General features: G+C 59.9%; 12 protein-coding genes and 1 pseudogene. 7 read left to right on the top strand and 6 right to left on the bottom strand.

Annotation, left to right across the window (positions count from 1 at the left end; translation table 11 throughout):
* Positions 1-2: 2 nt before the first annotated feature.
* The 6 genes from dhaM to glpD are packed head-to-tail and all read right to left on the bottom strand — an operon-like array spanning position 3 to position 7,924.
* Entirely contained in the window at positions 3-2,306 is a 2,304-nt protein-coding gene (gene dhaM, locus AC2VNM_RS03965; RefSeq protein WP_483189637.1) for a dihydroxyacetone kinase phosphoryl donor subunit DhaM, read from the bottom strand.
* Positions 2,303-2,908 (bottom strand): dihydroxyacetone kinase subunit DhaL, encoded by a 606-nt coding sequence (dhaL, locus tag AC2VNM_RS03960; protein WP_483166444.1) that lies wholly within the window; start codon positions 2,906-2,908, stop codon positions 2,303-2,305. Before dhaL ends, dhaM begins: the two co-directional genes overlap by 4 nt.
* Positions 2,909-2,918: 10 nt before the next feature.
* Entirely contained in the window at positions 2,919-3,920 is a 1,002-nt protein-coding gene (gene dhaK, locus AC2VNM_RS03955) for a dihydroxyacetone kinase subunit DhaK (RefSeq protein ID WP_483189636.1), read from the bottom strand.
* Positions 3,917-4,891, bottom strand: a complete 975-nt coding sequence (locus AC2VNM_RS03950; protein ID WP_483189635.1) for an MIP/aquaporin family protein — start codon at positions 4,889-4,891, stop codon at positions 3,917-3,919. The genes dhaK and AC2VNM_RS03950 overlap by 4 nt, the downstream gene beginning before the upstream one ends.
* Before the next feature lies 1 nt (position 4,892).
* Positions 4,893-6,398 (bottom strand): glycerol kinase GlpK, encoded by a 1,506-nt coding sequence (gene glpK / locus AC2VNM_RS03945; RefSeq protein WP_483166447.1) that lies wholly within the window; start codon positions 6,396-6,398, stop codon positions 4,893-4,895.
* A gap of 23 nt (positions 6,399-6,421) precedes the next feature.
* Positions 6,422-7,924 (bottom strand): glycerol-3-phosphate dehydrogenase, encoded by a 1,503-nt coding sequence (gene glpD / locus AC2VNM_RS03940; RefSeq protein WP_486912920.1) that lies wholly within the window; start codon positions 7,922-7,924, stop codon positions 6,422-6,424.
* A gap of 174 nt (positions 7,925-8,098) precedes the next feature.
* On the opposite strand from glpD, the gene AC2VNM_RS03935 reads away from it, so the two are divergent.
* The 7 genes and pseudogenes from AC2VNM_RS03935 to AC2VNM_RS03905 form a co-directional block, all read left to right on the top strand.
* Positions 8,099-9,721, top strand: a complete 1,623-nt coding sequence (locus AC2VNM_RS03935; protein WP_483166449.1) for a MutS-related protein — start codon at positions 8,099-8,101, stop codon at positions 9,719-9,721.
* Positions 9,702-11,177, top strand: coding sequence for a MutS-related protein (locus AC2VNM_RS03930; protein ID WP_486912918.1), 1,476 nt, complete (start codon positions 9,702-9,704; stop codon positions 11,175-11,177). Before AC2VNM_RS03935 ends, AC2VNM_RS03930 begins: the two co-directional genes overlap by 20 nt.
* A 207-nt stretch (positions 11,178-11,384) precedes the next feature.
* Positions 11,385-12,302 (top strand): ribokinase, encoded by a 918-nt coding sequence (locus AC2VNM_RS03925; RefSeq protein ID WP_486912917.1) that lies wholly within the window; start codon positions 11,385-11,387, stop codon positions 12,300-12,302.
* The gene (locus tag AC2VNM_RS03920) at positions 12,299-13,207 is read left to right on the top strand and encodes a substrate-binding domain-containing protein (protein WP_483166452.1); all 909 of its coding nucleotides are present in this window, start codon (positions 12,299-12,301) and stop codon (positions 13,205-13,207) included. Before AC2VNM_RS03925 ends, AC2VNM_RS03920 begins: the two co-directional genes overlap by 4 nt.
* A 10-nt stretch (positions 13,208-13,217) precedes the next feature.
* Positions 13,218-13,976 (top strand): ATP-binding cassette domain-containing protein, encoded by a 759-nt coding sequence (locus AC2VNM_RS03915; protein WP_486912916.1) that lies wholly within the window; start codon positions 13,218-13,220, stop codon positions 13,974-13,976.
* Complete coding sequence (locus AC2VNM_RS03910) at positions 13,969-14,928, top strand: ABC transporter permease (RefSeq protein WP_486912915.1); 960 nt, start codon at positions 13,969-13,971, stop codon at positions 14,926-14,928. Before AC2VNM_RS03915 ends, AC2VNM_RS03910 begins: the two co-directional genes overlap by 8 nt.
* A gap of 51 nt (positions 14,929-14,979) precedes the next feature.
* Positions 14,980-15,636, top strand: a pseudogene (locus AC2VNM_RS03905) (hypothetical protein); the annotation flags it as partial.

Below are 15,636 nucleotides of genomic sequence, written 5' to 3'. Positions count from 1 at the left end.
GCCTACGCGACTCGCAATGCCTGCCAAACACTGGCAAAACTGCGGGGACTCATCGACAGGCGGCGAATGCCATGCCCCACCAAGGCCAGGGCGAGCTGCGGGGAACCCGCAGCTTCCCCACAGACCGAGACCGGCACGTCCAGTCCCTGCAGCAAGCCCTGGATCAGACCTAGCACCGCTGGCGAGCCGGCCCCGCCCAGATTCTGCAGCCGCTCATCGCCACGGTCCGCGGCAAACACATACTGCGTGAGATCGTTGGTGCCCACCGAAACAAAATCCACCAGCCCTCGGAAGCTGCCCGACTCCAACAACATCGCGGGCACTTCAGCCATGATCCCCAGTGCTACCGGCCAGGCATGATCGATGTGCTGTTCGAGAAGGGCAGAATGACAGGATGCCAGTACCCTACGCAGTTCGATGATCTCCTGCGCTTGGCTGACCATAGGGGCCATGAGGGCGATGTCCTGCCCGTGACCGGCACGCAAGATCGCGCGTAAATGGACCTGCAAAAATTCGGGGCAAGCCAGCAGGGCGCGGATACCCCGCAGTCCCAGTGCCGGGTTCTCTTCCCTGGGCAGGTTGAGGAAGGGCAGTGGCTTATCAGCACCGGCATCCAAGAGACGCACGACGCTGCGCCGCCCCGCCATGGGCGCGAGTATTTTCTGCACATGCTGCATCTGTTCTTCTTCGTTGGGACTTTGCCAACGGTCCAGGTACAGAAACTCCGTGCGCAACAAGCCAATCCCGCGTGCTCCCAAGCGCCGTGCTTCCTGCGCCTCGGCGGGGCTGGCCACATTGGCCCAGAACTCGACATGGCTGCCATCAGCGAGAGCCAAATCACCTGCAAATCCATCCGGCAATGTCAGGGGTTCGGCCGTCGCGTAGCGTGCTCGGATGGCCTCAACCTGCGCTTTCTGGGGCGCAACGATGACTTCCCCGGTAGCGCCATCCATCGCCACCTCTATGCCCGCGCGAAGCTCAGGAGCACGCACATTGATCACATAGGGAATACCAGCGCCACGCAGGAGAATCGCGGCGTGGCTGTTGGGAGCGCCATGGCGATCAATCACACCCAGTACTTGCGCAGGATCCATGGTAGCGGCCATGGATGGCAACAAGTCATCAACGAGGAGAATGCTTGGCCTCGCTTCCGCAAACGTCCGTCCTTCCTGGTCTCCCAAAAGTGCTTCCAGTACCTGGCGTCCCAGATCGCGCCAATCGGCTGCTCGCGCCCGTAACAACGGCTCATGCAATCGCTCGATTTCTTGGGCGAGTCCCTCCACCGCAGTCACCCAGGCATGCGCCGGCCCCTGCCCCCGCCGGAACTCAGCATCGACCTTTTCCTGCAGACGCGGGTCCACAAGCAGGGCACGCTGCGCGTCGAGGATGCCTTCTTCGTGCTCACGACTACCAACAACGGCGATCGCTCGCCGGAGACGCTCTACTCCGTCAGGGATAGCGGCCTCTGCGGTGGGGAGCAACTCCTCCAGTCGGAGTCGCGCATCGGCGACCAAGCCCAGGGCGAAACCGGGAACGGCTCCCTGCGGTCGCCCTTCCGGGAGCGCCTCCGCGGAGCTCCCAAAGAGGCTATCCAGCCGCGTTAGCAGGTCAGAAGCAAGGGGCTCGTTACTGTAGACACAAAAGGCCTCGCCCTGCCGTAATTCCAGGGCCAGCAGCCCGCTGAGGCTTTTTCCAGCCACCAAGGGAGAGTCAACCGCAGAACGCCCGATCCAGAAATCCATGCCCGCCTCCCCGGCTACTCGTACCAATTCAGCCGCCGGCCGAAGATGCAAACCTGCTGGGTCGGACAGCTCGTAACAGCGCCGTTCCATACCGGCGTGGACACGCATCGCTGATTCCCGCAGCGCGCCACTATCCGCTCCCGGCAAATCGCTCTGCTTACCGCGTAACGCGTTCTGGGCCTCCCGTGCCACTTCCGGGAGACTGAGGCCGGCCTGGGCTGCCAAAGCGCCTGCCATCGCCCCTTCCACAAAGGGGGCTGGGCAAAGCGCGACGCGCTGCCGATCTTCTTGCGGGAGAAACTCCAGGGCCATCTGTGCACTCAGCACGGCACTCCCCAGGTCCATGAGTACGAGCACGGACTGGGGGGCCAATTGGGACAGCGAGGCAGCTATGCGCGTCGCATCGGTACCGAGCTCGCCTCCTGCCTCCCCGGCACCAGCGGCAACGGCAATCCGTACCGAATCTCCGACGACCTGCCGAAGCAGTGCCTCCGTCGCCTCGGCAAGGGCGCGACTGTGCGAGACAAGCAACAATGCGACCGGGGTGGACACTACTTTGCTCATATATCCCTCTGCGCCAGACAGGCGAAAAGCAGGGCGGCGGAGGCGGCACCCGGGTCGGCATGGCCGACGGAGCGCACGCCCAGATAACTGGCGCGACCCTTACGCGCCTGCAAAGGAGTGGTTGCAGCTAGGCCGTCTTGCGCGGACTGGGCGGCTGCTGCGACGTCCCCCTGGGATGCCAGCACATCTACGGCAGGAATCAGGGCATCGAGCATGGTCTTATCACCGGCGCTCGCCTTGCCCAAGCGCTGTATGCCCGCCACCCCGCTTTTCAGGCAACGACCGAGCTCCGCAGCACTGAACGTAGCGGACGCTCCCATGGCCTTGGCGGTCTCTAGGAAGAAGGTACCATAGAGTGGCCCGGAGGCGCCGCCCACCGTGCTGATCAGCGTCATCGCCACCTCCTTCAGTAGCGCTCCGGGACTTTCTGAAACCCTCCCCCCTAATTTTTCTGCTACCTTGGCGAACCCCCGAGAAAGATTACTGCCATGGTCACCATCACCGATCTCTGCATCGAGGTGGTCGAGCTCAGCTCGTTCCTGCGCCAAGCGTTCCTGTATGCAGCGCAGCCAGGCTATCAAGGTCTCCGTGTCATAATTCATGCTGATCTCCTCAGAGCCCCCAGCGCAGCGCGACCGTACAGACCGGAGCATCCCACCAGCGCTGCAGATCCGCTTCCAGTCGCAGGACGGTGATAGCGACCCCAGCCATGTCGAGACTGGTCATGTACGGCCCCACCAGGCGTCGCTGAACGTGCAGCCCATACTCCCGCGCCACTACCTCAGCGGCACGATAGACGATATAGAGCTCAAGCAAGGGGATTGCCCCCAGAGCATCAACAAATAGCAACACCGGATCGCCCGGATGGAATGGTAGGTCATTCAAGATCGGCTCCATCAACATGTGGGTCAAGGTATCGGCAGGGGCCATGGCCAGCCGCTCCCGACCGGGTTCTCCATGGATACCCACGCCAAACTCGATCTCCTGCTCGCCGAGTTGAAAGCCCTCCTGGCCCGTACTGGGATTATGGCAAGGGCCCAAGGCCAAGCCCATGGAGCGCGCCTGCCCATTTATCCGTTTACCGAGCGCTGCCAGATCAGCGAGCGCCATTCCTTCGGCCGCGGCCGCGCCACAGATCTTTTCCGCCAGGACCGTTGCCCCTACGCCCCGCCGTCCGGCGGTGTAGAGCGAATCCTGGACAGCGACGTCATCATCGATCAGCACCTGCTCCACTGCAACGCCCTGGTCCTGCAGGATCTCCGCCGCCATCTGAAAGTTCAGTACATCGCCCGTATAATTCTTGACCAGATGCAGCACCCCGGCGCCGCCATGGGCGGCAAGGGACGCGGCCACGATCTGGTCCGGGGTAGGGCTGGTAAACACTGCCCCTGGACAGGCAGCGTCCAGCATTCCCAGGCCAACGAAGCCGGCATGCATGGGCTCGTGGCCCGAACCACCACCGGAGACGATCGCCACCTTGCCGGAGATCGGCGCATCCTGGCGCAGGACATAACTGGGGTCCGTGTGTACCTGCAGCAGATCCCCATGGGCGAGGGCCATCCCGGCAAGGGATTCGCTGACCACGGCTTCTGGATCATTGATCAATGCCTTCATTGTTTTGCCTCCTCTGCTTCGATTTGCGAACGCACCTCATCCAGCGCTTTTTGCAACTTTTCCAGCTTGAAACCGAGACCTTTTTGTTCGACACGCGGCTGTTTTTCCTGCAGGAGCTTGGCCCGGGCGCGGAGGGTGCGGCTGATCATCCATTCATAAACATAGACGGCAATCGCCGCGCCGATGAGGGGGCCGACAATGGGTACCCACCAATAGCCATGGGGACCGGGAAAAGCATTGGCGCCCCATCCCTGCAACCAACAAAAAAAGCGGGGGCCAAAGTCACGGGCAGGGTTGATGGCGTAGCCGGTACCTACGCCAAAGGACATGCCGATGGCCGCTACTGCAAAGCCGATAATCAATGGGGCCAGGTTGGCGCCGGGTCCGACATTCATGTTGTCGATGATGGCGAGAACAAAGAGCAGCAGAAAGAAGGTTGCCACCACCTGATCCAACAGGGCGAGGCCCATCTGATTACCGTAATACGCGGCCGGAAAAGTGGCGAAGATGCTGAAGGTGGTCAGCCCGCCAGGTGCCGCCCGGGAGATGATCCCATGGGCGAGATTCCACTTGTCGATGGCGAGAAAATAGTCGTAATAAACAATGGCCGCACCTGCAAAACAACCGACCACCTGGGCAATCCAGTACGGTACGACCTTGCGCCAGGGAAAATTGCCGCGCAGGGCAAAGGCCAAAGTCACCGCCGGGTTGATATGCGCCCCGGAAACACCCCCCGCGACATAGACCGCCATGGCCACCGCCATGGCCCAACCCCAGGTGATCAGGAGCCAGCCCCCTGCCCCCTGGAAAATGACCAGGGTACGATGCGATTCGGTCAGACCGACCACCGCTACCGCGACACAACCGGCACCAAAGGCCAGCAACACAAAACAACCCAAAAACTCGGCAATCATCTCCGCCCAAATGGAGCGCGCCCGCCAACCGCTCTTCACGCCTGCATTCGTGACCATCTTAGTTGCCCTCCACCCAAGCAAAGGAACGTTCGACCGCCTTCTTCCAGGAGTGATACAGGCGAGCCCGGTCGCTGTCTTCCATCTGCGGATTCCAGACATGATCAACGCCCCAGTTGGCGCGTAGATCCTCCGTGCTTTGCCACAGGCCGGTAGCCAGTCCGGCGGCATAGGCAGATCCCAGGGCAGTGGTTTCGACGATACGCGGGCGCTGCACCGGCACGGCGAGCATATCAGCCTGGAACTGCATCAGCAGCTCGTTTACGACCATACCGCCATCGCTGCGCAGGGCACGTAGCCGAATGCCACTGTCCAGCTCCATCGCCTCGACCACGTCGCGCACCTGATAGGCCGTCGCTTCCAGAGCAGCCCGCGCCACATGGGCCTTGGTGGCAAAGCGAGTCAGACCGGCGATCACTCCACGGGCATCTTCCCGCCAGTACGGCGCATACAGTCCCGCAAAGGCAGGAACGATGTAGACATCGCCGTTGTCAGGCACACTACGCGCCAACGCCTCGATCTGCTCTGCCAGATCAAAAAAGTGCAGGTTGTCGCGCAACCATTGCACCAGGGCTCCCGCAATGGCAATGGAACCTTCGAGGGCGTAGTGGGTCGGCTCGTCGCCAAAGCGGTAGGCCACCGTACTCAACAAACCAGCCTTGGAATGGACCGCTTCCGTACCCGTGTTCATCAGCAGAAAGCAACCGGTGCCGTAGGTATTTTTTGCCTCGCCGGGCGCAAAGCAGGTCTGCCCGACCAGGGCCGCTTGCTGATCCCCAAGCATCCCTGCCAAAACTGTCCCGCGCAGCGGCGCACTGCGAATCTCCCCATAGACCTCTCCCGAGGAAACAATCTGCGGCAGGCAAGCGGCGGGTATACCAAACTCTGCGAGAAGCTCTTCATCCCAGCTGCAGCGCTGCAGGTCCATGAGCAGGGTGCGGCTGGCATTGCTGACGTCGGTGATATGCAAACCGCCATCTTTGCCTCCGGTCAGGTTCCAGGCCAACCAAGTGTTGATATTGCCAAACAGGGCGTCACCCTGCTCGGCCTTACGCCGTGCCCCGGGGACATTCTCCAGCAGCCAGAGCAACTTGAGCGCGGAAAAATAAGTGGTCAGAGGTAACCCGGTCTTCTCGCGAAACCAGGACTGTTCCCGCTTCTGTAGAAAGCGACGCATCAACTGATCGGTGCGGGTGTCCATCCAGACGATGGCGGGAGCCAGCGGCTCAGCACTGTGACGGTCCCACAATACGGTCGTTTCGCGCTGGTTGGTGATCCCCACGGCACGCAGATCCGTACCGCTGAGGTTGGCACGGGCCAGGGCGGCCCCCACGACTTCGTTGCTGTTGTTGAGGATTTCCAGGGGATCATGTTCTACCCAGCCCGGTTGCGGGTAGATCTGCCGGTGTTCCTTTTGCGCCTGGGAAATGATCTTGCCGGCGTGGTCAAAAATGATGAAGCGGGTACTGGTGGTCCCCTGATCGATGGCTCCGACGTAATTGGACATTTTGTATTCTCCTCTCTCCTTGCTCAGCGCTTGCTGAGGGTATTCGCCAGATATTGGTTCAGCCGTTGCTCGGTCCCTGAGGGTACGTGCAGGGAAAGCTTGGAGCGTCGCCAAAGGATGTCCTCGGGGGTGTTCGCCCATTCGTGCGCGACGAGATACTGTAGTTCCGCCTCGTACAGCCCTCCGCCCAAATCCTCGCCCAGCTCCTCCGGTCGCTGGTGGCCTGCCAGGATCTGTTCCGCGCGGGTCCCATAGGCACGGGCGTAGCGACGCAGCAAGGTGGCCGGAAACTCGGCATATTGACTCAGCAGCTGATGCAGGAAACGCTCGAAGTCAGCACCCGGGAGATCCCCGCCGGGGAGCGGCGCCGTGGCAGTCCAGGATTGACCAGTGGCCTTACCCAGCGCCGGCTCCAGGAGTTGCAGGGCATGTTCGGCCAAACGCCGATAGGTGGTGATCTTGCCACCAAAAACCGAGAGTACCGGCGCGCCGGGTCCTTTTTCGAGATCGAGGACATAATCCCGGGTCACTGCCGAAGCATTGGCGGCATGATCGTCATACAGGGGGCGCACACCGGAATAACTGCGCACCACGTCTGCGGGAACGATGGTTTTTCGCAGATAATGGGAAGCACTGCTGCAGAGGTAGGCGGTCTCCTCGGGACTGATCTGCACCTGCGCGGGATCTCCGTCGTAGGGGATGTCGGTGGTGCCGATGAGGCTGAAGCTGCCCTCGTAGGGAATGACGAAAATGATCCGCCCGTCGGGATTCTGCAGGATGAAGGCAAAGTCCTCGTCATAAAGGCGAGGGACGATGATGTGGCTGCCCTTCACCTTGCGCACGCTTTTATGGGTGTGCAGACCCAGAGCCGTACCCAGGATCTCTCCCACCCAGGGGCCGGCGGCATTGACCAGACTGCGCGCACGCAGCGTTTCCCGCTGGCCGCTGGCCGTCTCGATTTCCGCATACCAGACTCCATCCACGGCGGCTGCCTTGCTCAGCGACGTGTGCAGACGAATCTCCGCGCCGCGCTCCCGGGCATCGATAGCGTTCAGCACCACCAGGCGACTGTCTTCGACCCAACAATCGGAATAGCTGAAGCCGCGCCGTATATCGTCCGCCAGAATCCCTCCCGCCGGATGTCGGGCAAAACGCAGCGCTCGCGATGCCGGCAGGCTTTGGCGTGGTGCCAGATGGTCATAAAGCCAGAGACCAGCGCGCAACTTCCACCAAGCGCGGCTCTCCGGCCCTTCGGGCAGAATAAAGGTCAATGGCCAGATGATGTGCGGGGCGATATGCAGAAGGCGTTCCCGTTCCATCAGCGCCTCGCGCACCAGGCGAAATTCGTAGTATTCGAGGTAGCGTAATCCGCCGTGAATGAGTTTGGTACTGGCGGAAGAAGTATGGGCAGCCAGGTCATCCCGCTCGATCAAGGTAACGGTAAGTCCCCTACCAGCAGCATCGCGGGCTATACCCACGCCATTGATACCGCCACCGATGACCAGAATATCTTTTATGTCGTTCATATCGACCCCTGGTTTTCATTTTTTCTACGGAAGCGTCCTATCATTACGACGAGTGTTTGTAGTATAGAACAAAAAACTTCGCATATATTTGTAACTTATTTATATATTCTGATAAGCGCGATTAGCCTTCATTGTCCTATACTGATAAGGAATTTCGCAGGAGCGCTTGGTGGTATGGCAATGACATCGGCAATAAGTCTGCTTTGGCCCGAGGGAGAAGCGAAGCAGAACCTAGCACCGGAAGCGGCAGTTTTCGATGATCTCCATTTGCAAGAGATCTTTGCTGCCGTCTGCGCGCCGGTACCGGATTTTGCGCTGGCTGATTGGTATCACGCCTTTCCCGGAAAATCGATGGTTATTCGCCATCGCCAGGCCATTCTGCGCGATCTGTTACAGCCATCGATACGCAGCGCCTGGACCATCTTCACCCAACGGATGCAGACCCTGCGCCGCCAGCTTGGGCGAGCGCAAAAACTCTACCATGATCGCCAACGACAACGGGTTTTTCTGGATGCGATTGGTAGCTACCAAACGATTTTTTCCTCTCTGGCCGACGCGCTGACCGCCGCCAAGCCACGATCGCGCGCCCTATGCACCGTTCTGGAGGGTTTGATCCACGAGTTACAGGCACCACAGCGGCAGGAGATGCACAATACCGCAAGGGAATTGCGCCAAGAGTTGGATACCATGCGCTACGACCTGCAAATCTCCGGAAGTCATGTGAGCCTCTGGCGCGAATGTTTGCAACGCAATGTAGACGAAGAAATTGCCCATACTTTTTCTCGCTTTCTGGCTGCACCGTCAGGCGAGGAAAACGCGCGGGAGGAGCAAGAGATCGGACAGATGGACCTCGATCCGGTACAGGCACGAGTCCTCGACGCCATTGCCGAACTGTTTCCCGAATTATTTGCCCGTCTCGCCGCTTTTTACCAGCGCTGGGCGCAACCGAACCCACAAGCCGCAACCGATACCGTCCCCGCCCTGCGAATAGCTCGCTATCCCTTTGTCTTTGTCCCACTTCTGCATTGGGAGCGGGAACTACAGTTCTATCTCGCCTTTCTGGAGTTTCTCAGCCCCTTGGAGGCGACGGGCCTGCCAAGCTGCGTTCCCGAGCTCTGTGAGGAGGAAAAACACACCCATGCCGATGGGGCTTACGATCTGGCACTGGCTGCGCGCCTACGCCAGGATCAGCAGGAGAATCCCGTGCTGAACGATATCGACCTGCACGGGAGCGAGCGCATTTTGTTGGTCAGCGGCCCCAATCAGGGCGGCAAAACGACCTATGCCCGTTGCTTCGGGCAACTACATTACCTCGCTGGTATCGGTCTGCCAGTGCCCGCGCAGCAGGCCCAACTCTTCGTTTGCGACGCTATTTATACCCATTTTGAACGCCGCGAAGACGCCGAAAGCGAGCGCAGCAAGCTCGAGGCAGACCTGCTTCGTCTACGCCATGATCTGGAGCGAGCAACACCACGCAGTATCTTCGTCCTCAATGAGCTGTTTCACTCCACCACCCTCGACGATGCCCGCTTTCTCAGCCAGGAATTGCTGAAGCGCCTGCGGCATCTCGACCCGCTGGTACTCTGGGTCAGTTTTCTCGATGAGCTCAGTCGCTGCGGTGCCGATGTCGTCAGCATTCTGAGCATGGTCGACAGCAAGGAGGAGGACAAGCGCACGTTTCGCCTCTTACGCAAACCTGCCGATGGTCTGGCCCATGCCCTCTCTCTGGCCAGAAAATATGGTCTGGACTACCCTCAACTCCTGGCGAGGATTGCTCATGCTTCCCCATCTTCTTGATCCGGAAAAAAGCCTTGCTGCGTTTCCTGCCAGCGCGCAGGAACAGCATCTGGTCGAGGATCTGGGACTTGCGCCCCTGTTTACTGCCATGGCCGAGGACGATGACGAACGCCGGGAGATCGTAGAGCGGGTAATTCTCCGCTGGCGCTGTCGCGATGCGGCAACGTTACGCTACCGCCAAGAGGCCTTGACCGACTTGAGCGCGCAGCCGGAACGCGCCGAAGCCATCTTCGCCATCGCCCAGAACAGTCTGGACTTACCCGGACAGAGTCATCAGTTTCTGCTCTTCAGCAAATCTCCCAGCCGCCGACTGCGCGCCAATACCGTGCTCATGCAGGAATTGCTGCGCCAACTGCAGGCCTTGCGTGACCTGGGCAGCAAAGAAGAAACCTTCCATTCGGACGCCCTGCGCAAGCTTTTCTCCCGCTTGCAGCAGGAGATTGACGAGGGCTTTCTGCAAGCAGCGCAGGAAGCGCTGGCCGCGCTGCAACTGGACGAAGGCGTGCGCAGTGCCGCAGGGGCGGACGCCGCAGGGCGCTGTGTCCCGGAGGCCTTACACGGTGGCATTGGCAACCAGGGCTGGTTGGGAAAACTCTGGCGCGCCCAGCACGAGGACGCGGGCTTCAGCATTGCTGATCGCGATGAGGCGGGTCAGACAGCGCTTGGTAAACTGCGAGAACAGCTCCTGACCCAAACGGCGCAGGTTCTCGATGATGCAGTCGCACGGGTACTGCAGTTTTTTCGCCTGCTCCGCGACGAGCTGCATTTCTATCTTGCCGCCATCACGCTACAGCAGAAACTTCACCAACAAGGGTTGTCTTGTTGTCTGCCGGAAGTACAGGAAGGAGGCGGGCTACTGGGCGCTACAGGACTCTATTCGCCGCTTTTGCCCCTACGCGGGGAAAGCACGGTGACCAACGATATTGATGCCCGCCATACCCCGCTGATTATCATCACCGGTGCCAATCGCGGCGGTAAATCGACCTTGCTGCGCGCCATCGGTATCTCTCAGCTTTGGGCAGAAAGTGGGCTCTACAGTTTTGCGAAAACTATGCACACCAGCCTGTGTCAGGGGATCTTCAGTCATTTTCAGCAGGAGGAGGACGCCAAGCTGCAGCACGGAAAATTTGCCGAAGAACTGCAACGGATGCAGGACATCGTACCCGAGCTCCGGGCCAGAAGTCTGGTACTTTTCAACGAATCCTTTGCCGCCACCAATGAGCAGGAGGGATCTGAGATTGCGAGGCAGATCACTTTGGCCCTGCGCGACGCCGGCGTCCGCATAATCTTTGTTACCCATCTCTATAGCTTTGCCAAAAATCTTTTTGATAAAGAAGGAGAGAATATTCTATTTTTGCGCGCCAGCGCAGAGCCAGAAGCACAGCGCTTCCAGTTGCTCCCTGGCGCCCCACAGGCCAGCAGCTTTGCCCGGGAGATCTATCAAAAAATTTTCTGAAGTCAAGAAGAATTACAATCTAATAATATATTTTTAAAATTAAAGCTATCAATTCTTTCTATAAATGTTTTTCTTGCGCAACATCTCGCTGTGTCCTATACCTAAATCACTTTTCAGAAATGTGACAATATGATACGAACGGGCAGATGATAATGCGGACAAATCAATCCGTCGGGGATTTTTTACCCTATGATCAGCAGAGCCAAAATGTTGACCGTCATCGGTAGTTGCAACATCGACCTGCTTTTTCAGCTCGACCGTGTACCGGAATCAGGGGAAACCCGAATTGCTCGCAATTTCAGCCGGCATCATGGCGGTAAGGGCGCAAATCAAGCAGTGGCCGCGCGGCGTGCAGGAGCGGAGGTCCGGCTCATCGCTCAGCTCGGCCAAGACGAGGCGGGGGAGCTCCTATACCAAGCCTTGGCGGCCGAGGGAATCGACCTGTGCGGCGTTCAACGCAGCCCGCTACCCACTGGCTCCGCCTGTATCCTGCTAGAAGATTCCGGTGAGAACCGCATCACCATCTACCCGGGTGCCAACCGCGACCGTCTCCCCCACGACCTCGAAACGCAGCTGCGCGACCCAGCCTTCGTGCTGGCGCAGCTCGAGATTGACCCGGAATTGGTCCTGCATGCCGCACAGATCTGCCGGGCCAAGGGAATCCCCTTCGTTCTCAATGCGTCGCCAGTACAGGATCTTTCCGCAGAACTCTTGTCTTTGACCGATTTGCTCGTCGTCAACGCCCAGGAGGCAACGCAGATTTTGGGCCAGGCGCTTGACTCAGGCAGCGCCTTGGATGCCGCCAGAGCACTGGCGCACGCACGCATGGGCGCGGTCATTACCCTCGGCGAACACGGACTGGTCTGGGCCAGCGGCAGGGAGGCTGCACGCCTGCCCGCCTACCCGGTAGCGGTAACCGACAGCACAGGCTGCGGCGACGCCTTTGCTGGTGTTCTGCTTGCCAGCCTGGCAGCCGGGGCACCCCTGTCTGCCAGCGCTCAGCGGGCGAACGCCGCCGCTGCCCTCACGGCAACCGTCATCGGCGCACAGGACGCGTTGCCACGAAAAACAGACATCGAGCAGTTTCTTGCTTCTCACAGCCCGCGCACGGAGGATCGATCATGAAAGCCAAAAAACCCGCCACCCTAATTCTTGCCGCTCTCGGCAGTCTCGCTTTGCTTGGCAGCGCTACCGCTGCTCCGCAGTACACCTTCGGTCTGCTGCTCTCGGCCATGACCCCCTATTTCGCCACCATCAAGAGTGGCGCCGAAAGTGAGGCGAAAAAACTGGGGGTGCAGCTCTTAGTCGAGAACGGCAACAATGACTCGGCTACCCAATCCAATCAGGTAGATACCCTCATCGCCCGCAGAGTCAATCTGCTGCTGATCAATCCCACCGACGCCAAGGCGCTCATTCCCGCAGTGGAAAAGGCCAATGCCGCGCACATCCCGGTGGTGTTTATTGATCGCAAGGCAGATGGCGGCCATGCCATCGCCTACTTTGCCTCAGATAATACCCAAGCCGGCGCTCAAGCCTGTCAATTTCTCGCCAATCACCTGCATGGCAAGGGAAATCTGTTCATGTTGCTGGGCATTTCCGGCGCCTCAGCTACCAATGAGCGCAGCGCTGGCTGTGATTCCGTTCTCCGGCACTACCCCGATATTCACGTGGTCGCCCGACAGTCTGGCCATTTCAGCCGCCGCGGAGGCTTGACGGTGATGCGCGAAGTCTTGATCGCCCACCCGAATCTAGATGCGGTCTATGCGGAAAATGGACAAATGGCCATTGGCGCCGTACGCGCCGCCGAAGCAGCCGGCCGCCTCAAAAACCTCACTATCGCCATGATTGGTAGCGGTAGCGCAGGGGAAACCCAACTGGTCAAAGAAGGGAAGATTGCGCTCAGTGTCGCGCAGCAACCTGCCGTCATGGGGGCACTCGGGGTCGAGGCCGGATACAACTACCTGAACACCGGTACCGTATTCGTGCCGGTTCCGTTACACATGGATTACGCCCCCGGCCAACGCCCCTGAGCACGCAGCCATGCCAGAGAAGGCTCCTCTCCTGGAACTGAGAAACATCGGCAAGCGCTTTGGTGCCGTCCATGCACTGCGCAGTATCGACCTGCAGATCAGTTCCGGAGAGGTTCTCGCCCTGCTGGGCGACAACGGCGCCGGTAAATCCACCCTGGTCAAGATCATTGCCGGAGCGCATGCCCCCAGCAGTGGGGAAATGTTCCTGGCCGGCAGCAAAGTCTCGCTCTTCGATCCCCGCCTTGCCCACGACCTGGGGATCGAAACGATCTACCAGGACCTGGCGGTTGCCGAGAATCTTGATGTCGCGACCAACATCTTTCTGGGACGCGAGCGCAAGTCGCGCGTGCTGGGATTTCTGCCAGTCCTTGCGCGGCGCGAAATGCGACGGGAGGCGGCAAGCGCGCTGGAGCGTCTTGCCATCGAGTTGCCGCTGCGCCAGGTGGTGGGGGAACTGTCCGGCGGGCAACGGCAAGCGGTCGCCATCGCCCGCGCTGCATACTGGCAGGCACGCCTGGTCATCATGGATGAACCCACGGCCGCTATCGGCGTTGGCGAGCACGAAGCCATTCTAAAACTCATTCAAAATCTTGCGCGTTCTGGAGTGGCGGTCATTCTGGTAACCCATACCATGCCCGACGTTTGGCAGGTGGCGACGCACATCGTCGTGCTAACTCGTGGTGAAAAGGCCTTGGAGGGCAAAACCGGGGAATTGACGGAGGAGCGCGTCGTGCGCGCCATGCTCGTCGGGAGAGAGTCTGATGCCTAACGAACTGCGCCATCATCCCATCATTCTGCAGGCCATCGTTGACCAGGGCGTGCTGATCGCCTTTGTGCTCCTGGTGGTATTTCTCGCCTTCGTGGCACCGCACTTCGTATCTACGGCCAACGCCTTCAGCATCCTGATTGATGCCGCACCCTTGGTGCTCCTGGCCCTCTGTGAACTGGTCGTCATGCTGGTGGCTGGCATCGACCTGGCGGTCGGCGCCATTGCTGGATTTACCGGTGCCATTGCTGCCACCATGATGCTGGACGGATTCCCCTGGCCCATTGCCACCCTTCTTGCGCTGCTCGCCGCGATGCTTGCCGGCACCCTGCAGGGGGTCATTATCAACTACCTGCGGGTGACAGATTTCATTACCACCCTGGCCGGCTTGTCGATCTTCTCCAGCCTGACCCTGATCATCACCGATGGCGAGCCGATGAACATCAACGCCAACGGCTTCAATGCCCTGGGCGAGGGCCATCTACTCGGGGTACCAACGCAAATCTGGATTGCCGCGTTCATCGTGGTTGTGGTGGCGCTATGGCTGGGTCTCACCGCATCCGGCATGCACCTCTACGCCATTGGTGGCAACCGTGTCGCTGCCTACCGCGCCGGCATCCGCGTGCGTCGTCTGCGCAGCTTCGCCTATGCCTTCTCTGGGCTCTCGGCGGGCATCGCCGGGGTGATTCTAGCCGCGCAACTGGCTACCGCCGATCCCAACGCCGGACGCGGGCAAGAGTTACCGGCGATCGCCGCGGTGGTCATTGGCGGCGTATCGCTCTTCGGTGGCCGCGGTTCGGTCTGGGGCGCCGTACTTGGCGCCCTGATTTTGAGCACCATCCTCGACGGTCTGGTGCTTCTCAATATCTCGCCCTTTTACACGCAACTGGTGGAGGGCGTCGTCATTCTTCTGGCGGTCATGACGGGCCACCTGAGAAAAAGGAGCAGCAACTGATGGCTGCACAGGAGGGGAATCCCCTCGCGCAAAACGACGGAGGAGTACACCATGAAAACAAAAAAACCATGCACACTCAGACTACGGCAGCGCGCCGCTCTCGCCAGTACGACGCTGGCCGCCAGCTTGCTGCTGGCCGGCTTTGCCCTGCCCGCCTACGCAGCCGATGACAGCCACTCGCTGATTCCCAGCAACAAGGTCCTGGAAAGCGATCTCGGTGGTACCAAGATATCGGCCATGCTGGGCCTGATCAATTTCAGCTACCTCAACCATGCACATTCCACGCAGGATACCCATTCCATGGCTTTGGGTGGCCATCTGTACCTGCATAGCCCGTCCTATGTTGGCTTGAGTTTGGGCGTGGGCGGCGATTTTGCCACCTGGACCGACTTTTATCAGCATGAAGATCCGGAGCTTACCGGCCCCTACCCCAGCCATGGCATCGCCATCCTGCGCCTCGGCTACCTGCAGTACCATTACGGATCGGTGGTGATCCGTGGCGGACGGGAGTTCATCAACACCCCCTATGCCAACATGGACTATTACACCTTCAACCCGCGCGCCTTTACCGGCGTCGCAGCGGTCTGGGACGTGCTTGGACATCCGCAGGATGCTATTAACCAGGCCCTTAAATATCTAACATCGCATAGCGTGCGGCGGGGTGGTGGAAATAGCGTGCGACTTTCTCGGGCATTTGGCGTAGCCCGT

The organism is Acidithiobacillus sp. TH-A67 (genome assembly GCF_057473545.1).
The sequence above is the reverse complement of the archived record's forward strand: the minus strand, read 5'-3'. Positions and strand labels throughout refer to the sequence as shown.